25 protein-coding genes and 1 pseudogene are annotated in these 25,040 nt (G+C 55.1%); 15 read left to right on the top strand and 11 right to left on the bottom strand.

The window, feature by feature from the left end; translation table 11 throughout:
• Positions 1-182 precede the first annotated feature (182 nt).
• Entirely contained in the window at positions 183-1,346 is a 1,164-nt protein-coding gene (locus tag AB1A64_RS15395; protein WP_366552212.1) for an aminotransferase class V-fold PLP-dependent enzyme, read from the top strand.
• Positions 1,347-1,443: 97 nt separating this feature from the next.
• Positions 1,444-2,331, top strand: coding sequence for a YghX family hydrolase (gene yghX, locus AB1A64_RS15390; RefSeq protein ID WP_366552211.1), 888 nt, complete (start codon positions 1,444-1,446; stop codon positions 2,329-2,331).
• A 463-nt stretch (positions 2,332-2,794) separates the two neighbouring features.
• On the opposite strand, the gene AB1A64_RS15385 is transcribed toward yghX, so the two are convergent.
• Positions 2,795-3,772, bottom strand: a complete 978-nt coding sequence (locus AB1A64_RS15385; protein ID WP_366552210.1) for a LysR family transcriptional regulator — start codon at positions 3,770-3,772, stop codon at positions 2,795-2,797.
• Positions 3,773-3,836: 64 nt separating this feature from the next.
• Here AB1A64_RS15385 and AB1A64_RS15380 point away from each other — a divergent pair, with 64 nt between their 5' ends.
• Entirely contained in the window at positions 3,837-4,061 is a 225-nt protein-coding gene (locus tag AB1A64_RS15380; RefSeq protein WP_366552209.1) for a DUF1127 domain-containing protein, read from the top strand.
• Positions 4,051-4,278, top strand: coding sequence for a DUF1127 domain-containing protein (locus AB1A64_RS15375; RefSeq protein ID WP_366552208.1), 228 nt, complete (start codon positions 4,051-4,053; stop codon positions 4,276-4,278). The genes AB1A64_RS15380 and AB1A64_RS15375 overlap by 11 nt, the downstream gene beginning before the upstream one ends.
• Positions 4,279-4,581: 303 nt before the next feature.
• Here the strand turns inward: AB1A64_RS15375 and AB1A64_RS15370 are convergent, their stop codons facing one another.
• The 8 genes from AB1A64_RS15370 to AB1A64_RS15335 all read right to left on the bottom strand — a co-directional run bounded on the left by AB1A64_RS15370 (position 4,582) and on the right by AB1A64_RS15335 (position 10,863).
• Positions 4,582-4,842: a hypothetical protein gene (locus AB1A64_RS15370; protein ID WP_366552207.1), complete on the bottom strand. Its 261-nt coding sequence runs from the start codon at positions 4,840-4,842 to the stop codon at positions 4,582-4,584.
• A 16-nt stretch (positions 4,843-4,858) separates the two neighbouring features.
• Complete coding sequence (locus tag AB1A64_RS15365) at positions 4,859-5,782, bottom strand: sugar kinase (RefSeq protein WP_366552206.1); 924 nt, start codon at positions 5,780-5,782, stop codon at positions 4,859-4,861.
• A 72-nt stretch (positions 5,783-5,854) separates the two neighbouring features.
• Positions 5,855-6,598 (bottom strand): 3-oxoacyl-ACP reductase family protein, encoded by a 744-nt coding sequence (locus AB1A64_RS15360; RefSeq protein ID WP_366552205.1) that lies wholly within the window; start codon positions 6,596-6,598, stop codon positions 5,855-5,857.
• 54 nt (positions 6,599-6,652) lie between these two features.
• Positions 6,653-7,525: an NAD(P)-dependent oxidoreductase gene (locus AB1A64_RS15355; protein WP_366552204.1), complete on the bottom strand. Its 873-nt coding sequence runs from the start codon at positions 7,523-7,525 to the stop codon at positions 6,653-6,655.
• 25 nt (positions 7,526-7,550) lie between these two features.
• Positions 7,551-7,970, bottom strand: a complete 420-nt coding sequence (locus tag AB1A64_RS15350) for a heme-binding protein (protein WP_170558403.1) — start codon at positions 7,968-7,970, stop codon at positions 7,551-7,553.
• A 4-nt stretch (positions 7,971-7,974) separates the two neighbouring features.
• Positions 7,975-9,276, bottom strand: a complete 1,302-nt coding sequence (locus tag AB1A64_RS15345) for a TRAP transporter large permease (RefSeq protein WP_366552203.1) — start codon at positions 9,274-9,276, stop codon at positions 7,975-7,977.
• Between the two features lie 2 nt (positions 9,277-9,278).
• Entirely contained in the window at positions 9,279-9,812 is a 534-nt protein-coding gene (locus tag AB1A64_RS15340; protein WP_010437284.1) for a TRAP transporter small permease, read from the bottom strand.
• A 76-nt stretch (positions 9,813-9,888) separates the two neighbouring features.
• A complete protein-coding gene (locus tag AB1A64_RS15335; RefSeq protein WP_010437283.1) occupies positions 9,889-10,863 on the bottom strand; it encodes a TRAP transporter substrate-binding protein in 975 nt (324 codons plus the stop codon).
• A 322-nt stretch (positions 10,864-11,185) separates the two neighbouring features.
• Between AB1A64_RS15335 and AB1A64_RS15330 the strand changes: the two genes are divergently transcribed.
• From AB1A64_RS15330 to AB1A64_RS15315, 4 genes and pseudogenes are all read left to right on the top strand, one after another.
• A complete protein-coding gene (locus AB1A64_RS15330) occupies positions 11,186-11,854 on the top strand; it encodes a GntR family transcriptional regulator (protein ID WP_170519547.1) in 669 nt (222 codons plus the stop codon).
• Positions 11,855-12,120: 266 nt separating this feature from the next.
• The gene (locus AB1A64_RS15325; protein ID WP_366552202.1) at positions 12,121-12,828 is read left to right on the top strand and encodes an IS6 family transposase; all 708 of its coding nucleotides are present in this window, start codon (positions 12,121-12,123) and stop codon (positions 12,826-12,828) included.
• Positions 12,829-12,879: 51 nt separating this feature from the next.
• Positions 12,880-13,035 (top strand): annotated as a pseudogene (locus tag AB1A64_RS15320) (GMC oxidoreductase); the annotation flags it as partial.
• Between the two features lie 140 nt (positions 13,036-13,175).
• Positions 13,176-14,237: a tyrosine-type recombinase/integrase gene (locus AB1A64_RS15315; RefSeq protein WP_366552201.1), complete on the top strand. Its 1,062-nt coding sequence runs from the start codon at positions 13,176-13,178 to the stop codon at positions 14,235-14,237.
• A gap of 66 nt (positions 14,238-14,303) precedes the next feature.
• Here AB1A64_RS15315 and AB1A64_RS15310 read toward each other — a convergent pair whose 3' ends face one another.
• Both AB1A64_RS15310 and AB1A64_RS15305 read right to left on the bottom strand, forming a co-directional pair.
• Positions 14,304-15,410, bottom strand: a complete 1,107-nt coding sequence (locus tag AB1A64_RS15310) for a ParB N-terminal domain-containing protein (protein ID WP_366552200.1) — start codon at positions 15,408-15,410, stop codon at positions 14,304-14,306.
• Positions 15,407-16,714, bottom strand: a complete 1,308-nt coding sequence (locus tag AB1A64_RS15305) for an AAA family ATPase (RefSeq protein WP_226689523.1) — start codon at positions 16,712-16,714, stop codon at positions 15,407-15,409. The genes AB1A64_RS15310 and AB1A64_RS15305 overlap by 4 nt, the downstream gene beginning before the upstream one ends.
• 467 nt (positions 16,715-17,181) lie before the next feature.
• Between AB1A64_RS15305 and AB1A64_RS15300 the strand changes: the two genes are divergently transcribed.
• From AB1A64_RS15300 to AB1A64_RS15270, 7 genes are all read left to right on the top strand, one after another.
• Positions 17,182-17,865, top strand: coding sequence for a DnaA N-terminal domain-containing protein (locus AB1A64_RS15300; RefSeq protein ID WP_366552199.1), 684 nt, complete (start codon positions 17,182-17,184; stop codon positions 17,863-17,865).
• 50 nt (positions 17,866-17,915) lie between these two features.
• Positions 17,916-18,527, top strand: a complete 612-nt coding sequence (locus tag AB1A64_RS15295; protein WP_366552198.1) for a DUF4178 domain-containing protein — start codon at positions 17,916-17,918, stop codon at positions 18,525-18,527.
• Positions 18,524-19,807, top strand: coding sequence for a DUF4178 domain-containing protein (locus tag AB1A64_RS15290; RefSeq protein WP_366552197.1), 1,284 nt, complete (start codon positions 18,524-18,526; stop codon positions 19,805-19,807). The genes AB1A64_RS15295 and AB1A64_RS15290 overlap by 4 nt, the downstream gene beginning before the upstream one ends.
• 176 nt (positions 19,808-19,983) lie before the next feature.
• Entirely contained in the window at positions 19,984-20,208 is a 225-nt protein-coding gene (locus tag AB1A64_RS15285; RefSeq protein ID WP_366552196.1) for a DUF350 domain-containing protein, read from the top strand.
• The gene (locus AB1A64_RS15280; protein WP_366552195.1) at positions 20,205-21,746 is read left to right on the top strand and encodes a polyamine aminopropyltransferase; all 1,542 of its coding nucleotides are present in this window, start codon (positions 20,205-20,207) and stop codon (positions 21,744-21,746) included. The genes AB1A64_RS15285 and AB1A64_RS15280 overlap by 4 nt, the downstream gene beginning before the upstream one ends.
• A 159-nt stretch (positions 21,747-21,905) precedes the next feature.
• Complete coding sequence (locus tag AB1A64_RS15275) at positions 21,906-24,692, top strand: bifunctional aconitate hydratase 2/2-methylisocitrate dehydratase (RefSeq protein ID WP_366552194.1); 2,787 nt, start codon at positions 21,906-21,908, stop codon at positions 24,690-24,692.
• Positions 24,658-25,023: a VOC family protein gene (locus AB1A64_RS15270; RefSeq protein WP_366552193.1), complete on the top strand. Its 366-nt coding sequence runs from the start codon at positions 24,658-24,660 to the stop codon at positions 25,021-25,023. Before AB1A64_RS15275 ends, AB1A64_RS15270 begins: the two co-directional genes overlap by 35 nt.
• Positions 25,024-25,040 lie beyond the last annotated feature (17 nt).

Below are 25,040 nucleotides of genomic sequence, written 5' to 3'. Positions count from 1 at the left end.
CCGTACATCAGACAACAGTCGGCGGTACAACGATCCATTCTCTACCATCAGGTTCGCCTTCCCTTCCTTGTACGCCTAATTAGACGCTTCACTTCATCATTGACTGAATAATGAATTCATAATTAACTTTTGCAATAGGCAATAGCGTCACTCTTTTGGCACCAGCGTAAGGATCAGTTCAAATGCGTCAGGCAGGCAGACATTTTTTGCAGATTCCAGGGCCAAGTGCTGTGCCAGAGCGCATCCTGAAAGCCATAAGCACGCAGACCATTGATCATCGAGGACCGGATTTTGCTGAAGTGGGGAATAAGGCCCTAAATGGCATGAAGACGATTTTCAGGACAAAACAGAACGTCTTTATCTATCCTTCATCCGGCACCGGCGCATGGGAAGCCGCACTTGTGAACACGGTTTCGCCTGGCGAAAAAGTTCTGATGTTCGAAACAGGGCATTTCGCCTTCATGTGGTGCAACTTGGCAGGAAAACTAGGGTTGCAACCAGAGCTGATCGAAGGGGATTGGCGTGGCGGTGCGGACCCCAATCAGATTGAAGACCGTCTACGTGCGGACGAGCAGCACGACATCAAGGCGGTTTGCGTCGTCCACAACGAAACGTCCACCGGGTCAGTCTCATCAATTGAGGAAGTGCGCAGGGCCATAGACGCTGCAAAACACCCCGCACTTCTAATCGTGGACTCCATCTCCGGCCTTGCGTCGATTGATTTTCGGTTCGATGACTGGGGGGTCGATGTGTGTGTCTCCGGCTCGCAAAAAGGACTGATGTTACCGCCTGGTCTGAGCTTCAACGCCGTGAGCGATCGGGCGCTGAAACACTCAAAATCCGTGACCACGCCGCGAAGTTACTGGGATTGGCAGGATATGGTCGGACCAAATCAGAAGGGGTTCTTTCCCTACACTCCCGGCACCAATCTTCTCTATGGATTGAATGAGGCCATAGACATGTTGCACGAGGAAGGGTTAGACAACGTTTTTGCCCGTCATGCCCGACACGGAGTCGCGACACGGGCTGCCGTGCGCGCCTGGGGTCTTGAGGTTTTGTGCACACAACAAGGTCAGGAATCGGGCGTCTTGACTGCGGTTAAGGTCCCAGAAGGTCACTCCGCCGATGCGTTTCGTGCTACGGCGCTTGAGCACTATGACATCTCACTAGGAAATGGTCTGTCCAAGGTTGCCGACAAGGTATTCCGCATTGGTCATTTGGGCGACTTCAACGACCTAATGTTGATGGCCACCCTTTCTGGCGTAGAGATGGGGCTAGCCAAGAGCGGTATGCCACATAACGGAGGCGGCACTCAGGCCGCCTTGGAACATCTCAAGGCTGCTTAACGTTGAACAGGGTTTCTAAAAGAACGCGACTAAACCAAGACTCATAGATCGGACAAAAACGAACCTTTTTGACTGCCACCTCAAAAGGAGACTTACAATGGCCCGCATGACGGCAAAGGACTTCGACCAAGAACTTCTCGACCTGTACGACTTTTACGCGCACGGCAAAATCACAAAGCGCCAGTTCCTGGACCGCGCTGGTAAGTTTGCGGTTGGTGGTTTGTCAGCGGTCGCGTTGCTGAACATGCTTAGCCCAAATTATGCTTTGGCCGAGCAGGTATCCTTCAACGATCCCGATATCCATGCAGACTACATCACCTATCCCTCACCAAATGGAACCGGCGACGTACGGGGCTACCTTGTCCGGCCTGCCGGTGTGGATGAGCCGCTGCCAGCAGTGCTGGTGATCCACGAAAACCGCGGCCTTAATCCCTACATCGAAGATGTGGCGCGACGCTTGGCGAAAGCAGGCTTTATGGCTTTGGCTCCAGATGGTCTGACGTCGGTTGGCGGATACCCAGGCAACGATGCTGATGGGCGCGAGCTTCAAAAGACGGTCGATCGGATCGAGTTGATGAACGATTTCTTCAATGGCTTTGAATACCTATTGAACCGAGAAGACTGCACCGGAAAGGTTGGCGCTGTGGGTTTCTGCTATGGCGGTGGTGTGGTCAGCGCAATTGCGGTGGCCTACCCGGAACTGGCGGCAGGCGTGCCGTTCTATGGCCGCCAGCCATCAGCCGAAGATGTAGTCAAAATTCAAGCACCGCTGCTGATTCAGATGGGGGAGCTTGATGAACGTATCAATGCAGGTTGGCCAGATTTTGAAGCTGCTCTTCAATCCAACGAAAAAGTCTATGAGGCCTACATCTACGAAAATGCTAACCACGGCTTTCATAACGACAGCACGCCACGATACGATGAAGCGATGGCAAATCTAGCCTGGGACCGAACCATTGATTGGTTCAACACCTATCTGAGGTAATTGGTGCAAGCTACCAAGTCAGTCATGCGTTGATATCGCTTCATGGCAATCCACGGTTCATCTTGGCCAAGCCCTCAGAGGCCCTAGAAATTTGACTTTCGCAGTCAGCGTGTCCGCGACCAGGTCTTGGTCTACTATCCCAACCATTGGATGTTTTTTAGAGTCGAAACGATTGGAAAATATTGTCGAAGCGGATTTAGGTGAAGCGATCCATCGTTAGGTGTACAGCTCATCTGCGGGTTAAGCGCACTATCACTTTAATGCCGCTGATAGCAGCCATTAATCATGTGTTCGGATAATGGCTCCTCTTAGGTTGAATTTATCAATTCTGCATACACCAACTGCTACCAGATTTTTGATCGCGGGGCCCAGTTAGTTTCTTTGAATCTCAGCTGGGCTTTTAAACAATCACAGCAGATTGGATCGGATAAACTTGGACAACTGCTATCGTTTCTATGCGGAGTTAGCCGTTCTTTTGGTTCTTTTCGGCATCCCGAAACCGCCGCACGAGATAATCTACGAACGCGCGGGTTTTTGGTGCCAGATTCCGCCTTTCGGCAAACATTACGACAATATCTGTGCTGGGTGGTGCATACTCCGGCATGACGTGGACAAGTTCGCCGGAGCTAAATTTAATGTTTGCCATATAGCAGGGCAGCCGTGCGATCCCGATGCCAGCAAGAGCGGCTCGAAAGACGACATCGGTGCTGTTTCCCTCAAAACTGCCCGTTGCTTCAAATTTTTCGCCTGGGTTCGGTTCGATGCTGTTCCAAGCGTTCCGCTGGCTTCTACCAGCAACTCTCAAGCAATTGTGCTCAGCCAATTCGGCAAAATTCGACGGTGTTCCAGAACGCTCAAGGTATTCAGGTGAGGCACATAGCACCCTTCGACTCTGCATAATTCGCCTGATGACCATATCTGGATTCTTGCGTTGTTCCGCAAAGCAGATCGCCGCATCGAACCCTTCACTCCGAAGATCAATTTCTCGGTCGGTCAGATCCAAAGACATTTGAACCTCTGGGTTCTCATTCATGAACTCTGGAAGGGCAGGAATCAGTTGGGACTTACCGAATGCAACAGTCGACGCGATCCTGAGTTCTCCGCGTGGAACACCGTCAAAGCTGTGGATCATCGCTTTGGCTTCATTGAATTTGTCAGCCATCGCTTTGCATTTTTCATAGAAATCTTGGCCTTCTCGCGTCGGAGAGACACCCGTTCTGGTGCGATTAAGAAGGCGGTAGTGCACCTGATCTTCAAGTAATCCGATCTGCTTACTTACTGCCGATGGGGTCTGCCCCATTGATCTTGCAGCCGCAGAGATGCTGCCCTGCTCGACAACCGTAGTAAAGATTAGCATTTGCGCAGAAATGTCCATTTCGTGACCTTTGCTGTTCCAATATGGCATGGGGCCTTTGCCAAATTGTCGAATTGTGAGCGCCACCAAATACCCTTATCTCTGCATTGCAGCATAAATACTGCATTGCAGCAACGGACGAGGCAATATCATGGCAATTACTCGATCAAACAGCGGGCTAGATGTCGTTTTCGAAGCTGGCCGCACGTTCTTTCATCAAAAGCTGGACACGATACGCAGGGCACAGGCCAAACGCAGGGTTTATCGCGCAACGTATTATGAGCTCTCGGTGCTATCTGACCGCGACTTAACAGATCTGGGTATTCCGCGCAGTGGCATCAAAAGACTTGCTATGGAGGCTGCGTATGGCTGCTAACACCGAAACGGCTGGTACAGATCGTGGTCACGCCATCGCCCTATCAATCAGCTTCTTGGCGTGGATCGGAACCACGGCAAATGCTGCCTTGAAGGCGCTTCAATTGGCCCGGATGCTCTCCACACTTTCGAATATGAACGACTATCAGCTCGCTCAGATCGGAATTTCGCGATCCGATATCCCGGAATATGCCGCGAAATTGATGGCTGACGAATAGAGAAGTAGGCCCTCAGGATAGAAGATTGCACGAAATTTGCTGGTCCTCGCTCCTCCCAGAGTAAGCCAGCAAAAGCGGCGGCGAAAAAGCCAACAGGGAGCGCCAACGCAAAGGGCCAGCATTTTCACCTCCTCCCGAAAATGCTGGCCCAAACCACCCTGCCAAGCAGGAGCCGCGAAAAATGAGAGGTAGGAGAGACATCATAATGGTCGTGATTATCGTCACCACCGAGATGAAGATGTGAAACCGGAATGCGTATGTGTCGCCTCAAACGATCCCGCTGATGCCCACAATTTGTTGAATTCAGTGGTTGTCTCGAGGCAGTGACTTACGCGCGATGTCGCGATAGGCGTCAGCATTGCGTAGGTTCATACCCTTGTCAAAAGGTTGCACCAGATCACGGAAATACTGATGCCAAGGAGATTGGCTTTCGGGCACGGGATAGGCGTTTTGATAACCGCGTTTGTAAAGCAGCGTGGCCACAGTCGCTGTGCTGACCTTTGACAAGCGATCAAGCGCATCCGGATGCAGTTTGATCGTTTCGGCAGGCTGAGGGTTCGGCAAGGGCTGGATCCTTCTGCTAAGGTTGTTGGCAACTATCGAGCAGGCTTTGGTTGATGGGAACAAGTGCCCCTTTGCCTTGCACGACATGCCCTGCCAGTTTGCAGGCCAGTGCTATGCTGTCAGGTAAGGGTGTATCCGTTGCCAGCCCCGCCAGAATGCCAGCGTTGAAACTGTCGCCTGCAGCAGTCGTATCCACAACCGAGGCCAGAGGCGGAACATGGACAGAGCCCTCTGCGCCGCGAGTACGATAAAGGACCGTTTCTGCGCCATTCTTGACAACGATCGTTTCTGCACCCGCCCTTGCATAGCGGCGCAAAGTGGCCGCGGGGTTCATGTCGCTGAACCAAAGTGCCTCGTCCTCGAATGATGGCAAGGCGATATCGCTAACGGCGGCCGCCTGCATGATGTTCTCGGTCATCTCAGAGGGGCTGTCCCAAAGATGCGGGCGCAGATTGGGGTCGAAGGCAATCCGTTTTCCGGCACGCCGCGCTGACCGAGCAACGTCGAGCAAGGCAGCGCGCCCTTCAGGGTTCAAGATTGCCAGAGTGATGCCCGAGAAATAGATGAGATCTGATTGCGTCATGGCGTGGGCAAGTGCTTGCCTGTCTTGGGCCAATAGGCGTGCGGCCGACTGGCCGCGCCAATAGTTAAAACTGCGTTCCCCGTTGTTTAGCGTGATAAGATACATCCCCACTGAACGGTTTGGCACGATCCGCACCTGCTGGGTGTTGACCCCGCTTTCGCGCATGACACTCAGCATCCGTGATGAGATGGCGTCATCTCCGACGGCTGTAAAATAGGACAAGGGCGTTTCGGGTGTGAGTTGGGCCAGATACCAAGCTGTATTGAACGTGTCTCCAGCGAACCCCATTTGATACGTGCTTGGCGCGTCAGTTGGGGCCATTTCGGCCATGCATTCACCTATCGCGAGAATTCGCATATTCCGGTTTCCAGTACTTCGAAGTTTGACAAACGGTAGCGTTCGACAATTAGGTAACCTGTTTTGCAGTGGTCACGAGAACAGCATCCCACCATTGATATCGACATTGGTCCCTGTCAGATAAGCCGAGTCCTCGCTTGCCAGAAACGCCACGAGGTTCGCAACGTCCTGAGACTGGCCTTGCCGCTTGAGCGGCGCAGCAGCTTCTAGCCCCCGACGGCCTGCGTCGGGAGTGTGGATGTTATGGAAATCCGTGTCGATCATACCCGGGCAGATTGCATTAACACGAATGTCAGGGCCCAGTTCTTTTGCGAGACAGCGGGTAAATGTCATCACAGCACCCTTTGATGTTGCGTAAGCCGACGCACCCGGGCCGCCGCCGTCGCGACCCGCCTGACTGGCAATGTTTACAATCGCCCCGGATTTCATATGCAGCAGCGCCGCTTTGACCATAAGAAAAGTGCTGGTCAGGTTGAGATCCATGACTGCTTGCCAATGCTCAAGCGACATTTCCGCGATTTTCTTGCGCGCGATCAAACCTCCGGCATTGTTCACCAGAATGTCTAGGCTGCCATAGGTATCGACCGTCTTGGCGATCAACGCATCGACCTCCTCGGGTTTGTTCAGGTCGCCTTGCATTGCAAACGCCTGTCCACCGATCTTTTTGATCTCGGCTACGGTTTCCTCGGCGCCGGCACTACTGGCGAAGTAGTTCACCGCGACATTCACCCCTTCGGAGGCGAGTTTGACAGCGCAGGCGCGCCCGATATCGCGGCCACCACCCGTGACAATTGCGGTCTTTCCCTGAAGTCTCATGGTTGCTCTTTCCCGTTCAATTGGTGCTGCTATGCGTGACTGATGGATCTGACGCTAAAGCTTGGCAAAATAGTCGAAGATTTCCGGCACGTTGCCGTCGCCCATGCCTGCGTCCGCGGCTGCCTGAAGGTTGTTCGCGGTTCCTTCAGCGATCTCGGCACGAGTGCCCACGTCCTCGGCCAGCTTCAGGAAGTAACCAAGATCCTTGTTGGCGTTGTTAATCGAAAACCCCAAATCGCTGACACCATCCACCGCGTAGTTCTTACAAAACTGCATAAAGGGGGAATTGGACGGTCCAGCTGACATGATGTCAAAAAGCTGCTGTTTGTTTACCCCTGAGCGTTCAGCCACAGCAAAGGCTTGGCTCATGGTGCAAGCTGTCGTCATGCCCATATAATTGTTGATGAGCTTGGTCACATGGCCCGCACCCAGTTCGCCGAGGTGAAAGACATTTTCCCCCAGTACATCCAGGACAGGTTTCACCTTCTCAAAGGTGGCTATATCGCCCGCTGCCATGATGTTCAGCAAACCATCCTTGGCGTGCGCGGGTGTGCGCCCCAGCGGCGCGTCAATCATACCAGCACCTTTTGCGGTCAAGTCTGCGCCGATTTTGCGAGTGGACGCTGGGATCGAGGTGCCAAAGTCAATAACCACGGCACTGTCCTTGATGCCTGCCAGGATGCCGTCATCGCCGTAGATCAGGCTTTCAACGACATCCGATGTTGTTACACAAAGCATCACGATATCGCTGTTTTCAGCAAGCTCTCGTGGCGTTGTAACCTCTACAGCACCGCGGTTGACTGTGGCTGCGACGGCATCCTTGTTTCGCCCCATGACAACCAGATCAAAACCGTTGTTTTGCAGGCACTCTGCCATGTTGCCGCCCATAAGACCGAGGCCAATGAAACCGATGACGGGTTTTGTCATATCTGACTCCTTAAACTCTTTCCAATTAGGCTTCGCAGAGCGCCGTGACCCCTGCCTGCGCAACTTCGAGATCCTGGGCTGGTGAGCCTGAGCTAACACCGATCCCGCCAACCACCTGTCCGTCGACCGTCACGGGAAGGCCACCTGCAACGGTCACCATTCGTCCGCCCAGCGTTGAGGATATTCCGTGTGCGGCCATGCCAGGTTGATTTGCTTCACCAAGAGCATCGGTTCCTTTTTGGATGCCGGTTGCAGTGAAACTCTTGTCGATGGCCAAAATGATGCTGGTAATCTTGCCACCATCCATCCGCTCAAAGGCAATGAGGTTGCCGCTTTCGTCTGTGACGGCAATACACATCGGTACGCCGATTTCCTGCGCCTTGGCTCGCGCTCCTGCGATCAACTTGCCCGCGTCATCGATGTCCAGGCGTCTTATTGTCAGCATCGCCTCATTCTCCTTTGATTTGGGGGTCAATGATTAGGTTCGGCAGCGTCAGCGATATTGCCGGTACAAAAGTGATCAGCATGAGCGCGGCAAAGATGGCGAGGTAGAAAGGCCAAATCGTTTTGACCGCTTTCTCCATCGGTAGTTTTCCAACAGCACACCCCACAAAGAGACAGGTCCCGACAGGTGGCGTGCAAAGACCAAGACCGAGGTTCACCAAAAGGATCATACCGAACTGCAGCGGGTCGATGCCCAGCATGTTCATCACCGGTAGGAAAATCGGTGTGCAGATCAGGATCAACGCGGCCATGTCCATGATCATCCCCAAGAGCAACAGAACAGCGTTGATCATCAACAAGATCAGGATCGGGTTTTCTGTGATACCCAACAGGAATTCGACTGTTTTTGTCGGCACCCGGTTGAACGTCAGCATATAGGCAAAGGCACCGGCGCAGGCGATCAGGATCATCACCATAGACGTTGTGCGCACCGAAGAGATAACGGCGGTTTTGAAGTTTTCCCAGGAAAGGCTGCGATAGACAACCAGCGTCACCACAAAGGCGTACATTGCCCCGAACGCGCCGGATTCAGTTACCGTAAAGACGCCTGACAAGACCCCTCCAACAATGATCACGGCCGTCAACAAGCCAGGGATCGAGCCCACAAAGGCGATGGCCAGTGCGGTCCAACCCGGAAACTGTTCGGCCTGATAGCCGCGCTTGACCGCCACGACATAGGCGGCAATCGCAAGGCAGCAACACATAAGGACACCGGGCACAACACCGGCCAGGAACAGCTTTGAGATTGAAACTGCACCGCCTGTTGCAAGGGCAAAGATGATCATGTTGTGGCTGGGTGGGATGATGATCCCGGCAATTGATGATGTCACTGTGACGTTCACCGCATAGTCGGCATCATAACCTTTGTCTTTCATCACCGGGATCAGGATTGACCCAAGCGCCGAGATATCTGCAATTGCCGATCCGGAAATGCCACCAAACAACATGGACGAGAAGACATTGACGATACCAAGCCCACCGCGCACAGCGCCTACGGCGGCCTGCGCAAACCGAACCAACCGGATCGCGATACCACCGTGAAACATCAGCTCGCCCGCAAAGATGAAAAACGGGATCGCCATTAGGGAAAAGACGTTGATCCCCGACACGATACGCTGGAATCCAACAAACATCGGCAATCCTTCAAACCAAAAGGAAGCCAATGCAGCGATACCAAGGGCGTATGCTACTGGCGCACCGATTATGACACAAAGGGCAAAAACCCCCAACAGAATCATGAGTCCCATGACTATCCCTGATCTATGTTGTCTTGGCGTTCGTCTCGGCCCAGAAACAGGCGGATCAGATGGCCAGTGGAAAAAAGGAACACCAACGCGCCGCTGATTGTCAGTGGCAAGGAGCGCAAGCCCTCTGACCATTGGATAAGCGGGATTAGGGTGTTCCATTTGAATATGGTCAGCTCGATCCCGTACCAAAACATCATGCCACCGAAACCTGCCATCAGGACATCAGTGAGCACGACGAAAACCGTTCGCACAGAGGGTGGGACCAAGTTGCGGAACACGACAACAGAGAGGTGCGTGTGATTGTGCACACCCGCAGCCGCACCGAGAAACGCGATGACCATGACCAAAAGCAGTGAAACCTGCTCAACCCAAGTGGGCGTGTTGTTCAGAACGTAGCGACCGAACACCAGCCAGGCAAAGATCGCAGTCATAACGACAATGGCGATGCCAGACAGTAACATGCAAACTCGTGCGAGCAGATCAAGAATCCTGTCCATGTTACGCATGGCGGCAGGGGCGGTATCGGGCTCTTGCATTGGATTTCCTCTGAGACAAAACGCCCGGCATCCAATTGGCGGAGCCGGGCGCTCAAAGTTGAACTGTTAAGACAACTTATTCAGTGGCTTGCGCCATTTCTACCAACGCTTTCATGTCAGGATTTGCAGCCAAGTAGTCTGCATAAACCGAATCCATTGCGGACTGGAATGGGCCTTTGTCGGCGATTTCATTGACGGTGATGCCGGCCGCTTCAACATCTTTACGCGCTTGTTCAGAGCCAATTGCCCAAAGCTCACGCTGGACCAATGCGGCTTCTTCTGCTGCACCGCGCACAGCGGCTTGCAATTCAGGAGACAGCGCATTGAATTTGGCCGTGTTCACGCAGATGCACTCGGGGATAATCAGGTGCTCGGACAAAGAATAATTTGTGGTCACTTCATAGTGACCGACATTCTTGAACGACGGGAAGTTGTTCTCCGCACCATCAACAACGCCGGTTTTCAGCGCTTGCTGAACTTCGGAGAAGGCCATTGGAGACGGGTTACCGCCCATAGCTGAAATCATAGATGTATAAAGATCATTGTTCATCACACGGATTTTCAGACCTTCGACATCTGCGGGCGTGTTGATCGGCTTTTGGCTGTAGAAAGAACGCGCACCGGCATCAAACCATGCCAGTGGCAGAACGCCTGCTTCACCCATCGCAGCTGAAACAACCTCACCGGCGTCGCCGTCCAGCACGCGGAACATGTGCGGTACGTCTTTGAAGATGAAAGGAAGCGATACAAGGTTAGCTTCTTTCACCATTGGGCCAATGGGACCGAGGTTGAAGTTACCAACCTCGATTGCGCCGATACGAACCTGCTCAAGCGCATCCGGTTGGGAACCAAGAACACCACCGTGGAACACATCGACGGTAACCTCGCCGTCTGTAGCAGCGTCAACCAGTTCGGCAAACTTGTCCATTGCAGCCGTGTTGGGATGGCCGTCGTTGTGGATGTTCCAGGCCCGCCAGTTTTCGGCGGAAGCTGACGTTGCAATGAATGCCACAGCGGTCGCAGTTGCAAAGAACGATTTTGTGAAAGTCATGGGTTCTCCTCCCCGATTAATTTTGGACAGGATTTGGCTTTCGTGGAATTTCAGAGACCGTAAGCCACGTAGCTTTCGATTTCCCCCAAGAACCAGAATCGCTGCTGCCTCTAAAGGGACACTAGTATCCAAGTTATGTCAACTGTAGGCATCTAGTATGTCAGATTGCTTGACAGTCGAAAGCGCAGGGCATTTGATAGGTAACGGGCATACATTGGTTCACTCAAGCAAAATAAAATAGAATATTCTATTTATTTCAATGCTATAACAGTGAATCTGTAATTTGAAACGTGACTAAGACAGAGGGCGCAAGCAACATACCGTGGAAGAAATTGTCAGACGAACCACAACCGATGCGGTCTATGAAGCGCTACACGACGAGATCGTTTCGCTTGAAATTCTTCCCGGTACAAAGCTATCCGAAACAGAGGTAGCCAGCCGATTCGGCGTATCACGCCAACCTGTTCGCAACGCATTCACAAGGCTCGGCAACGAAGATCTGCTCTTAATACGACCACAAAAGGCGACCGTAGTTCGAGGATTTTCTATGGAGCGTGTGGCTCTCGCGCGATTGGTTAGAATGGCGGTGGAGCTAGAGATCGTCCATCGAGCAATGGAAGTTTGGGATGCAACACGTGAAGCTAAACTTGCAGAAAATCTCGCCCTACAAGAGCAGGCGATCAGTGACGGTGATCTATCGGCGTTTCACTCGCTGGACTATGATTTTCACAAACTGATCTACGTGCTCAGCGGCAATCCGATGGCATTTGATGTAATGCTAGAATCCAAGCAAAAGGTTGACCGGCTTTGTATGCTCAGTCTTGAAAAGGGCAGTGCCGCAGACGCCATCCTCGCCGATCACCGAGAGATTGCAGAGGCCATGGCGGCAGGAGACCATGACCAAGCGCAAGCCGCTGTCAGAAAACACCTGTCCCGCCTCGACGAAACCATCGACTTCATTCACAAGACGCACCCGGGCTACTTTGAGTAACTGAAGCCATTCGATCTGGTGGTCTCAGGACGTTCCTCGTTCCGGACGATCATTATCAATAGTGAATTTCATGCCGTCCTAAAGCTCTTCCAAATCGGGACGTGCCGCAGGGCCGTTAGAGATATCGGCCAGCATTAGCGTCCCATTCGGACGGATATCAAACGCGCCAGGTTCGGCGAACAGACCCGTCGTTTTTGCATCAGATAGAGGAGATGACGGCACCGTAAAGTTAATGCGGCTGCCCGCGTAAAGTGCGACATGACGGCATGACTAACACCCACCTCTATCGCCGCCACTGTTTCCCGCCTGACGTGATTGCTTATGCCGTCTGGCTGTATTTCCGGTTTCCCCTGAGCCTGCGAATGGTCGAGGATCTTCTAGCCGACCGCGGCATCATCGTTTCGCACCAGACGGTGAGGGCCTGGGCCGAAAAATTCGGACGGGAATTCGCGAAAACGATCAGACTCCGGTCGACAGGTAAGCTCGGCGACAAGTGGCACCTGGATGAAGGTGTCGTCTCGATCAGGGGATGCAAGCATTGGGTTTGGCGGGCTGCCGACCAGAAGGGGTTCGTACTGGATGTTCTGGTTCAAGCTCGGCGTGACCGGAAGGCCGCCCTGCGCCTGATGCGCAAGTTGTTGAAACGACGGGGCTATCCGCCGAGGGTTTTGATCACTGACAAATTTCGCTCATACCCGGCGGCAAAGCGCGAGATCATGCCGGGGGTCGAGCTTCGTTCGCACAAGGGCTTGAATAACCGGGCCGAGAACTCTCACCAAAGAACCCGAAGGCGTGAGCGCATTATGAAACGCCTCAAATCGCCTCGGCATTTGCAACGCTTCATCTCCATTCATGCCCCGATTGCAAACCTGTTTCACCTGCCCCGCCACGAGATGACATCCGCAGAATTTCGCGAACTCCGCACCGCCGCTATGGATGCGTGGCGCAATATCGCTCGACTCCAACCAGCGTGAATAGCGCAATCAGGTCCAGTTTCGGGCTCGGTCAGTTAACTATACAGTGCCGACCCACGGCTGCGCGTTTATGGCATCCACAGATTACGCGTTGCCGATGCGTCCATCATGCCCGACATTGCAAGCGGGAACACAAATGCGCCCTCGATCATGATTGGCGAAAAATGCAGCAATCTGATCCTCGAAGACCTTTGTAGAAAGAAATAGGATTTACACCCCTAATTAGTTGGCGCGCATAATCAACTGGTTTTGAGCGTTACATCAGTCACGTCAGCAATTCACTATTACATTCTATAAGTATCCCTTATCACGTGTAATTGATTTTTCCGGTAATCCGGCACAATATAATGCTCATGAAACCTCCTGCGCCCTATCTTCCTGTCCCCTCACCTGCCCTTTCCGCTGAAGACCAGGCGGCGCTGACCGATCTCTATATCCGCGGCACGCCCGCCAATACGCTCAGGGCCTATGAGCGCGATCTGCTCTATGTGACGGCGTGGAAAGCGGCGCGGTTCGACGCCGCTCTGGACTGGCCTGAGGCCGAGGCCACCGTGCTAGCCTTCATCCTGGATCACGCCCGCAATCTCGGAGACGCCCCGCCCGAAGACAGCGCCCGTCAGACCGCTGACGCACTCATCGCGCAGGGGCTCCGCAAGTCGCTGGCCTGCCCTGCCCCTTCCACTCTGGACCGGCGCATCGCCTCCTGGCTCGCCTTCCACCGGATGAAGAACCTCGCCAGCCCGTTTGATGCGCCACAGGTGAAACAGGCCCGTGCCAAGGCGCGTCGCGCCGCCGCCCGGCCCCCTGCCCCAAAATCCGCGCACCCGATCACCCGCGACGTGCTCGAGACCTTGCTGGCCACATGCCGCGGTTCCCGTCGGGATTGCCGCGACCGGGCGATCCTGATGCTGGGCTGGGCTTCTGGTGGTCGGCGCCGGTCCGAAATCACCGGGCTGATGCGCGAAGATGTCTCGCTGAAGGAGTTCGACAAGAGAGATGTGGTCTGGCTGTCGCTGCTGGAAACCAAGACCACCTTGAAGGGCGACACCCCGCGGCTGGTGCTGAAAGGGCGCGCCGCGCAGGCGCTGGTGCATTGGATCGAGGTTGGAGAGATCAGTAATGGCCCCCTGTTCCGGCCGATCTCCAAAGCTGACCGGGTGCTGAAGCGCCGCCTCTCCTCGGATGCGGTCGCTCAGATCTTGAAACACCGGCTGAAACTGGCGGGATTGCCGGATGGGTACGCCTCGCCGCACGGGCTGCGTTCAGGCTTTCTGACCCAAGCCGCGCTGGACGGTGCGCCGATCCAGGCCGCCATGCGGCTGTCCCTGCATCGCTCCGTGGCTCAGGCTCAGAAATACTATGATGATGTAGACATTGCGGAAAACCCGGCAACAGATCTGTTAGGGTGACACGACAAAAAAGAAACGCCGGGTTTCGACCCGGCGTTTCCTTGCACAAGAATTCAGGTGTGGACCTTACCCGTGGGTAAGATCGTCTTCTTCCTGCAAATCGTCGATCAAGGTGGCAATCGCTTTTTCCAGCTTGGCCCGATCAACCCGTGTAAAGTCCAGATCATAGCGCAGTTCGATCCGCCCGCTTGAGGCCGAGCATTTCGCGACCCCTGCCCGCCCCGACACCTGAAATGTGGTTTTAGCCCGGCGCGTTTTACCACCACCTGATGGCTCCGGCTTTTTCGTCGCCGTGCTGTCCGGTTCTATGAACGTCCGCAAAATGGCAATTTCGCGCGGGCCGTCGCGATCCGGTTCGCTCATGATTGCGGTGCTGACCTGCCGAACCAATCCAGGATTGGCGTCGAACTTTCGTTTTAACTCGACCCCCAAATTACGCGGGATTTCATTTGGGTGCATCAGCGCCTTGTCCAGCATCATCAGCAAACTGGCAAACGCACGAATATAGCTGCGCTTGGTATAGCTGGCGGATTTGAACAGGATCGCAACGGCCTTGTCTACGTCAGCACAATCGTTTGACGGGTCTTCGGCATACGCTCTGGCCAATGCACCCATCTCAGCAAACGAGATATCCTTGCGGATCAGGTTTTCGTCTACCATGCGACGGTAGCTGTCGTTCAGGTCTGCCGCTTCAGAGATGCCGGCTGGTATGCGCGCATAAAGCTCATCCCCCGTTTCCTCATGCAACGCACGATAGGCCGACAGGCGGCGCATGCCCTGTATCAGATCGAACCGACCATCCGCGCGGCGTTCCAGCCGGATGGGATTCGACAATCCGATATCCCGGATCGAGTCCTTCAATTCCTCCAACTCGGGATCGGGGCCGGGCTTGCGGTCACGGGTCAGTTTTTCGGTGACCACATCTGACAAGACCACGTGTTCGGTCACCAAGCCATCCGACCGCAAGCGGACCAACTCATGCGCCAGACGATCATTTTCGGCGCGGATGGTTTCTTCGGTCGATTGCTGGTCGCGCAACGCGTCCGCGTTTTCCGATATTGCGGTGGCCATCGGCCCGCGTCGCTTTTCCAGCACCTTGTCCGGAACCTTGCCGACCGGAATGTCATCCATGGCCGGCATGTCGATGTCAAACATTCTGCGTTTACGGCTCATGCGTCATCCTCCAGCTTGTCCCAGGCCGATAGCATCACGTCCCGGAATTCTTCATATACATTGTCAAAAGTCGAGCGCGCGCGGCGCCAGGTTTCGCGCGTCATCTCTCGGTAATCCATCTCATAGACCGAGCTTAAGAAGCGGCCAGATTGCTCAACTGCGCGGGTCATCTCAACCGGGTGTTCGGCCACGTGGTCACCGAACACTTTCCTAAACGCATCGAACATCGCCAGGTGCAGGGCATTGCCCGGCTCGTAACGCGTCAGCAAAAAGCGCAGCTCGCAAAAGGTTTTGGGCAAGCCGATCTTACCCGTGGGTAAGGTCTTATCGAAACCATAGGCGAGGTCTTCCAGCGCCTCGGCCAACTGCCCGATGAACGACGTGGTCGAGTCATATTCCCAGTAACCGGGACCAGAGGGGACATAGAGCATGTCAGCCGCGAAAACGGCGTTCATGGATTGGTACCCAATCGCCGGGGGGCAATCGAATAGGATCAGGTCGTATGCATCATCCGGGATCTGGTCCAGATAGCGCGACACGGCGGCAAAGAAAGACCACTCGGGGTTCAGGTGCCGATACTGCGCGGACGCAAACTCAACGAAGGCGGCGTTGGCACAGGACGGGATGACGTCAATGGTCGACCAAGAGCTTTGCTTGATGAAATCCGCAATGCGCAAATCGCCCAGCCCCATATCGGTGATCGAAGGCGGCAATTCGCGGCGGGGCAGGGTGGTGCCGGATTCGGCGGCAGCGGGGCGGTTGTTCATCCGCTCAGTCTCGCGGATCAAATCTCGGGCCATGATGCCCCAGACGGTGAAATCTTCGGTCACGTCGGTCAAACCCATCGAGTGGCTCAGCGTTGCCTGCGGGTCGAAATCCACCACCAGCACCCGGTACCCATCCAGCGCCGCGGCATGGGCCAGATGCAAAGCAACGGTCGACTTCCCCGCGCCGCCCTTGAAATTGGCCACCGCCGCGCGGATGGCGCGCTTGCCCACGGGGCGGGGTGGCATCAGGGATTTGCGGTTCACCTTAAGGCGGCGGCGCAGCTCGTTCACCTCTTCCAGGCTGAACCAACGCTGGCGGCCATCCGGCTCAACCTCGCCACTGGGCAGGGACGGGTCTGCCGCCAGCTTGCCGCGAAAGGTCGACTGGTTGACGCGAAAGATCAGCTCGGACACCTCCCAGCTTGAAAAGCGGCGAAGGGTCTTCTCCATCTCAGGGCTGAAGGTCTGCTGGCGGATCCAGCCCTGCAATTTGAGGGATTGATTGCGCAATGCGTTCAGGTCTTCGTGCGTGTACATGCCTCAAGTCTCATTTTTTTGGACGCTATTCTATACGTTTTTACTATTTACGCTTGATTTGTGCTTTACGCAAAAGAAAATATGATAAGAGTGTAATCTTACCCACGGGTAAGAAAACAAGGCGCCACACCGCATGATCCGATTCGGTTGGCGTCCGATTCGACCCCTAGGGTGTCCAGGGCGAGCGATTCAAGATTTAGGGGGGCGTTAAACCCTGAACTGCCCCATATAGGGGGACAAAAGCAGATAATAAGGGGACATACATGGCGTCCCCCATCACCAATACTTCACCTAATTTCATTTTTAATTTGAATTGGAATGCGGGCCGCAGCGACCCAAAATCAGACTCCGCTTGACAGAATCGCCGGTTTGGACGCTAATCAGGGCATCAAGACGAAAAGCGTTGGAAAACAGCGTATCATTGGCGGTATAACCCGCCTGAGGCAGACAGAGCGGTGAGAATAGGAATGCAGGTTGCAAAACCGGTAGGGCGAAATGCGCCTGCCATAAAATACGACATTCTATCAGCGTTGACCGTACACGCCCTGTCTGGCGACAAACATCGCCAGCGCAGCATTCTGCGCATCATTGCCCTGATCACCACCCGGTACAACTGGCGCAACAATGAGCTGTCGATTGGGCGGGAAGAGATCGCGCGTCTGTGGTCAGTAAACGAACGCACGGTGAAACGTGAAATGGCAAAGCTGCGGTCGATGGGCTGGATTGCGGTCAAGCGACCTGCGGCTCGCGGGCGGGTTGCGGTGTATGAGTTGGACCTGAAACAAGTGATGCTTGATACCTCGGACATCTGGCCCACGATCGGGTCCGATTTTCAGGCCCGAATGTCGGATGATCCCGAACCGGACACAAATATCGTCCCCTTCAAAGTCAAACCTGCACCATTTGAACCGTCGGACGAGGGGGTTTGGACACAGGTTCAAGCCATACTGCACAGGCGCGATCCTGAGCTATGGGCGAGTTGGTTCCAACATCTGACAGAGGCTGATAGGGCAGGGGGGGTCGTCACCCTGATGGCACCGTCGCGGTTCATGGCGGATTACATCGCCCAAAAATGGTCCGCGCGGTTGTTGGCCGCCTACGGCCGGGTTGACCCTTCGGTGCGCCGCCTGCGCTTTGAAGCCGCTGAATAGACAGGAATACTGACGCTTGAAATTTCCACTGCTTTGAAAGACCTGAAGGTATGAAGGATTTCAATTGTCTTAATTGCGGGTCTTTGTGCCCGATCTTATTGGACGCGGCCAAGGTCGTGACCTGCTCATCCTGTGGCACGACACTGTTTCTAAAAGGGGACCATGTTGCGCTTGCGGGCGACCAGGGTGTCATGCATGACGCGCCGCAGCTGTTCGGGATCGGGGACACGGTCGAGCTGGGGCGAAAAGCGATCCAGATTCTTGGACACGCGCGCTATTCTTATGGTCGCGGGTTTTGGGATGAATTCTGCGGGACATCTCAGAAAGGCGCGATCTCTTGGGTTTCGGTGGACGAGGGGGACGTGGTCGAACAGATCCGCATTTCCGGCGGGCGGATGCCAAAGTTCCGACCGCCTTTCAAACCGGGCGAGACGCTGGAGTATGAAAACAGCACCTACACGGTCACTGAAGTGGAACAAGCCGAATGTATTGCCCTGCGAGGGCAGTTCGACGAGGAACTGCAAGTTGGGGAGACCTATGACTTCGTCAATGCCACGGGCGAAGACAACAGATTGTTGTCGGGAGAGTTCTGGGGGGCAAGGTCGATGTGGTTTCAGGGGCGCTGGTTCGACCCGTTTGGCATAAAGATACAGCAGTCATGACAAGGTCGCCCGAGCTTACCTCGATCAATTGCACCTCATGCGGTGCCGGGCTGGACGTTTTTGGCGGTGGTCGGGTAATGGTCCAAATCTGCGAATTTTGCGGATCAGAGCTGGACGCGCAGGACAATTATAAGGTGTTGCGTAAGTTCAATGACCTTGAGCGACCGCATACGCCGTTTTCAATTGGGATGCGGGGCACGTTGTATGATGTTGAATTTGTCATCATCGGTCTGATCCAACACACCGAACGCTGGGCGGGCCGTATCTTTACCTGGATTGACCATCAGCTTTATTCCCCGACCCATGGCTATGCCTGGCTGACTTTGGAAAATGATCATCTGGTGTTTTCCCGACGCTATCGCGGTGGAGGGTGGATATCCGAACACTGGGTCGAGACCGCAGATCACCCGCCTATCGTTCGGACAAGCCAGGGCACGTATCGCTATTATGAAACCACGCATAGCGAGATCACCTTTGTTGAAGGTGAATTCACCTGGCGCCCAAAAATGGGCGAGCGGACGGTCACAGTAACGGCCATGTCGGACACGGCAATGCTGGGGTTTTCACAGACGGGTAACGAGCGTGAGGCATATCGCTCGATCTATGTGTTCAAGGCAGAAGCTGAGGCTGCTTTCGGCGTGGCACTGGACCTTGGCCCCTATCGGGTGCATCCGTTGCAGCCTTTTGTCGAGGGGCGGAACTATCGGTTTTTGCGGCGGACCTCATTGATATTTGCAACGATATGTCTGGTGATGGCTGCAGTTTTTCATCTCAGCAGTGGGCCGGCCGTATTGCAGAACCAAATTGTCGAGCTGAACGCAGAGACGGTTGAGGTTAAATTCCCGCTTGAGGCGGATGGCAAGCTGGCCGCGATCAAAGTGACAGGCAATGTGAACAACAGCTGGGCCTATCTAGAGATGGAGTTGCTTGACCCCGAAAATCAGCCGGTTTTCGGAGCTGGCCGCACAATCGAAACCTATTCCGGGCGTGACGCCGACGGCAGTTGGAGTGAAGGCTCGCCCTTCACCCGATTGCGGTTCCGCCCTGAAATCAGCGGGACCTATACCTTGGCACTTACAGTGGCTGAGCAGAACACTTGGGGCAGGTCGGGCCAATACGTATCGCGCCTGTGGGTGGATGTTCGGTCCGGCGTGTCGTCTGGAAAATGGCTGGCGCTGTTGGGTGGGGTCTTCGGGGCGTTGCTTATGATTCAGGTCGGGCGTAAAGCGCTGCATCAACGGGCGCGGTGGTTCGGGTCCGACTGGGTAGACGAGGATTAACGTGACCGCTTTCCGGATCATCTTTCTTGCAATCTCGACTGCGGCCATCGGTGCCACGGGATATGTATCTTATCACGGTTACGGGTCCGAGAGCCGTGACCTTGACACTTCGGTCCGCGTCGGCAGTGGCGGCGGCGGGTATTATCGGAAAAATCGCGTAAAATAGCGGGGAACTCATGGAATATTTTGCAGCCATTCAGATTGCAGAAATTGTCAGCACGATCTTTTACACTTTCCTTGGCGTCTCACTCATGTGGATCGTCTGGAAGGTGATCGACTGGCTGACCCCGTTCCCGATCGTGCGCGAGATCGAGCATGACCAGAATATCGCTTTGGCGGTGCTGATTGGGCTGTTGTTTGTGTCGGTCTCGATCATCATCGCGGCTGTGATCCTGTCATGACGCCGACCGGCGCGGTCGAAGCCCGCGCTGCGTGGCTGCTGGCCGCGACCTTTCTGGTCGCGATTGCCGGGCTGATCTATGAACTGATTGCTGCCACCTTGTCCAGCTATCTGCTGGGGGATTCGGTGCGGCAGTTTTCGCTAGTTATTGGTATATTCCTCTCGGCGATGGGGCTAGGGGCGTGGCTGTCGCGTTTTGTGACCCATGCGTTTTCCGGCTTTGTCTGGGCGCAGATCCTGCTGGGCATCGTGGGCGGTTTCATGGCGCCGGTTCTGTTTCTGAACTATGCCTGGATGGGTCACGTGGCGACGCCGCTTTACGCCGCGTTGATCACGATCGGTGTTCTGTCGGGGTTGGAAATTCCCCTGATTGCGCGAGTTCTGGAAGAAATCGGCGCGTTGAAGTTCCGGTTCGAAAACGTCCTGACCGTGGATTATGTGGGGGCCTTAGTCGCCTCGCTTGCATTTCCACTGCTGGTAATCCCGCATCTGGGGCTGATGTCGGCCAGCCTGGCCTTTGGGGCGTTGAACCTGGTGGTGGCCGGGCTGTCGCTTTTACTGTTTCGGCACTGGGCCAGTTGGTTGCAGGTCACGGTTTGGATGCTGGCCTTTGTGGCGACCATGGTGGCGCTGTGGCAGTCCGAAAAACTGGTCTCCGTGACCGAGGCCGAGTTGTTCGAGGATGATGTCATCTTGTCCGAAGCCACCCCGTATCAGCAAATCACCGTGACGCGATATCGCGACCGGGTGCGGCTGTTTCTGGATCACTCGATCCAGTTCGATACGCTGGACGAGCATCGCTATCACGAGCCGCTGGTGCATCCAGCGATGGCACTGGCCCCGAGGCGCGCAAGTATTCTTGTGCTGGGCGGTGGCGACGGCATGGCCGCGCGCGAGTTGCTGAGATATCCCGATGTCGAAAGTGTGACGCTGGTCGATCTTGATCCGCGGGTGACGCAGATTTTCCGGGAACATCCCGAGCTTTCGGCCTTGAACGGCGGCGCCTTGTCCGATCCGCGTGTCACTATCGTCAATGATGATGCGTGGAAATTTCTGGAGCGCGATGAACGGATTTACGATGTGGTCATCGTCGACCTGCCAGACCCGAAATCCATTGCGTTGTCACGGCTCTATTCCCGTCAGTTTTATGGTTTGCTGGCCGAACGGCTAAGCGGGCAAGGGGTGTTGGTGACACAGGCCGGATCACCGTTTTTCGCCCGACAGGCATTCTGGTCCGTGGTGACGACGCTGGAAAGCAGCCGCAATCCGCAGCAACCGGGGCAGGGGCTGTTTACGACACCTTACCACAGCTATGTGCCCAGTTTCGGGGAATGGGGGTTTGTGCTGGCCTCACCCGTGCCGCTGTCGGGGCGAGATTTGGATGTGCCGAATGGGTTGAGTTATCTGACGCCCGATGTCTGGCAGGCCGCACAGGTGTTTGGTGCCGATATGGACCGCGTTGCGGCCAAGGCAAACACGCTGCAGACCCATGTGCTGGCGGGGTATTATCTGGACGGGTGGGACTATTGGTTCCGCTGAATTGCGGGCCATACCGGACTTTGTGATCGCATTTTTCAGATGGTCACTTGAAGTCTACGGGAAATTAGTATACCGCCGCATACAATTCGATACCGGCAGTGGCCAGACCGCTGAAAACCCGGTAGGCACCCACACGAAACGCAAACAGCCGGAACAGCCATGAGCCTTTATACAGATTACCTCAGCGAGATCGAAACCCGCAAAGGACAAGGGCTGCACCCTAAGCCCATCGACGACGGTGCATTGGTGAAAGAGATCGTCGCCCATATCAAGGATGCGGCAAGTGAACATCGGGACGGGGCGCTGAACTTTTTCATCTATAACACGCTGCCTGGCACAACCAGCGCCGCCGGTGAAAAGGCCAAATTCCTGAAAGAGATCATTCTGGGCGACGCGGTGGTCGAAGAGATCTCGGTTCCTTTCGCGTTTGAGCTGCTGTCGCACATGAAAGGCGGTCCTTCGGTTGAAGCTCTGCTGGATTTGGCGCTGGGTGAAGATGCCTCGATTGCGGATCAGGCCGCTGAGGTGCTGAAATCGCAAGTCTTCCTGTATGACGCCGATACCGACCGTCTGAAGGCGGCTTATGAAGCTGGAAATACAATCGCGAAAGACGTTCTGGAGAGCTATGCCAAAGCGGAGTTCTTTACCAAGCTGCCCGAGATCGACGAAGAAATCGAAGTTGTAACCTATGTCGCGGCCGAAGGTGACATCTCGACCGACTTGCTGTCGCCAGGCAATCAGGCGCACTCGCGGGCTGACCGGGAACTGCACGGCAAGTGCTTTATCTCGGATAAGGCGCAGCAGGAAGTCGAAGCGTTGAAGCTGCAGCACCCCGGCAAGCGTGTCATGCTCATTGCGGAAAAAGGCACAATGGGTGTGGGCTCATCGCGTATGTCCGGCGTGAACAACGTGGCGCTGTGGACCGGTAAGCAGGCCAGCCCCTATGTGCCATTCGTCAATTTCGCGCCGATCGTTGCGGGCACCAACGGCATCTCACCGATCTTTCTGACCACCGTGGGCGTGACCGGCGGCATCGGTCTGGACCTGAAAAACTGGGTCAAGAAGGTAGATGAAGATGGCAACGCGATCCTGAACAATGACGGCAACCCGATCCTTGAAGAGAAGTACTCGGTCGCGACCGGCACGGTTCTGAAGATCAACACCAAAACGCAAAAGCTTCTGAGTGAAGATGGTGAAGAACTGGTTGACGTGCCTTCGTCCTTCACACCGCAGAAAGTAGAGTTCATGAAGGCCGGCGGATCCTACGCCATCGTCTTCGGCAAGAAACTGCAGGCACTTGCGGCCGAGACGCTGGGTGTTGAGGCACCGCTGGTGTTTGCCCCGTCGAAAGAAGTCAGCCACGAGGGTCAGGGTCTGACCGCGGTTGAGAAGATCTTTAACAAGAACGCCGTGGGCACAACGCCGGGCAAGACTCTGCACGCCGGTTCAGACGTACGTGTGAAGGTCAACATCGTCGGTTCGCAGGACACCACCGGCCTGATGACCATGCAAGAGCTTGAGGCGATGGCCGCCACCGTCGTGGCACCCAGCGTTGATGGTGCCTATCAGTCGGGTTGTCATACCGCGTCGGTCTGGGATGCCAAAGCGCAGGCAAACACGCCTCGTCTGATGAAGTTCATGAACGACTTCGGCCTTGTCACTGGTCGTGACCCGAAAGGGGTCTATCACTCTATGACGGACGTAATCCACAAGGTGCTGAACGATATCACCGTGGATGACTGGTCGGTGATCATTGGCGGCGACAGCCATACCCGGATGTCCAAAGGCGTGGCCTTTGGGGCCGACTCGGGCACCGTGGCGCTGGCGCTGGCCACCGGTGAAGCCTCGATGCCGGTTCCGGAATCGGTCAAGGTAACCTTCAAGGGCAAGATGGCCGAGCATATGGATTTCCGCGACGTGGTGCACGCCACCCAGGCGCAGATGCTGGAGCAGCATGGCGACAACGTGTTCCAGGGCCGTGTTATCGAAGTACACATTGGCACGCTGTTGGCGGATCAGGCCTTTACCTTCACCGACTGGACAGCCGAGATGAAGGCCAAGGCGTCTGTCTGTATCTCGAATGACGAGACCCTGATCGGATCGCTGGAGCTGGCCAAGTCGCGCATCCAGATCATGATCGATAAGGGCATGGAGCATGAAAATGGGATGCTGCAGAAGTTGATCGACATCGCTGATGCACGCATCGCCGAGATCAAGTCCGGTGAAAAACCTGCTCTGACTCCTGATAACAACGCGGAATACTTCGCCGAGGTTGTCGTCGACCTGGATCAGATCGTCGAGCCGATGATCGCCGACCCGGATGTCAACAATGCCGACGTGTCAAAGCGCTATACGCACGATACGATCCGTCCGATTTCGTACTACAATGCCGAAAAACATGTAGATTTGGGCTTTGTCGGGTCTTGCATGGTGCATAAGGGTGACATCAAGATCGTCGCCCAGATGTTGAAAAATCTTGAAAAGGAAACCGGTAAGGTCGAATTCAAAGCTCCGCTTGTGGTTGCAGCTCCGACCTACAACATCATTGACGAGCTGAAGGAAGAAGGCGACTGGGAAGTGCTCGAGAAATACTCGGGCTTCGAATTCGACGACCTGTTCCCGAAACAGAATGCGCGCACAGAGTACGAAAATATTCTCTATCTTGAGCGCCCCGGCTGTAACCTGTGCATGGGCAACCAGGAAAAAGCCGCTAAGGGTGACACCGTTCTTGCCACGTCGACCCGCCTGTTCCAGGGCCGTGTCGTGGCAGATGCGCCGGACAAAAAAGGCGAAAGCTTGCTGGCATCGACCCCGGTTGTTGTCCTCTCAGCGATTTTGGGCCGGACGCCGAAGATCGAAGAGTACAAATCCGCCGTGGAAGGCATCGACCTGACCAAGTTCGCACCGCCGGTTGCGCCGGAAGGGACCAAATCGGCCCATTTCTAAGATCTGCAGGGCCGGTTCACCTGTCGCAGGTTGGGCCGGCCCGCTTCAATTCGATGACACGACCTATTTCGTGCAGGAAGCTACCGACGAGCTGAAAAAATCGGAGTTAGCTCTTTATCTGTACGTTCCCGATCTGGACGCAGCCTATCAACGCGCGCTGAATGCAGGCGCGATTTCCATTGCCGAACCAGCGGAACAGTACCACGGCGACAGCCTCGCCATTCTGGCCGACAAATGGGGCAACCAATGGTATCTCGCTTATGCAACCGTCACTCTGGACGATGACCAAGTGCGTGAGCGCCGCCAGGCTGAGGAAGCAAAAGACAACTGACGAAATGGAAGCAGCCG

Origin of the sequence: Ruegeria sp. ANG10 (genome assembly GCF_040705255.1) — a bacterium.
In the GTDB taxonomy this organism is placed as follows: Bacteria; Pseudomonadota; Alphaproteobacteria; order Rhodobacterales; family Rhodobacteraceae; genus Ruegeria.
Note: the sequence above shows the minus strand (reverse complement) of the source record. Positions and strands in the feature narration are given on the sequence as shown.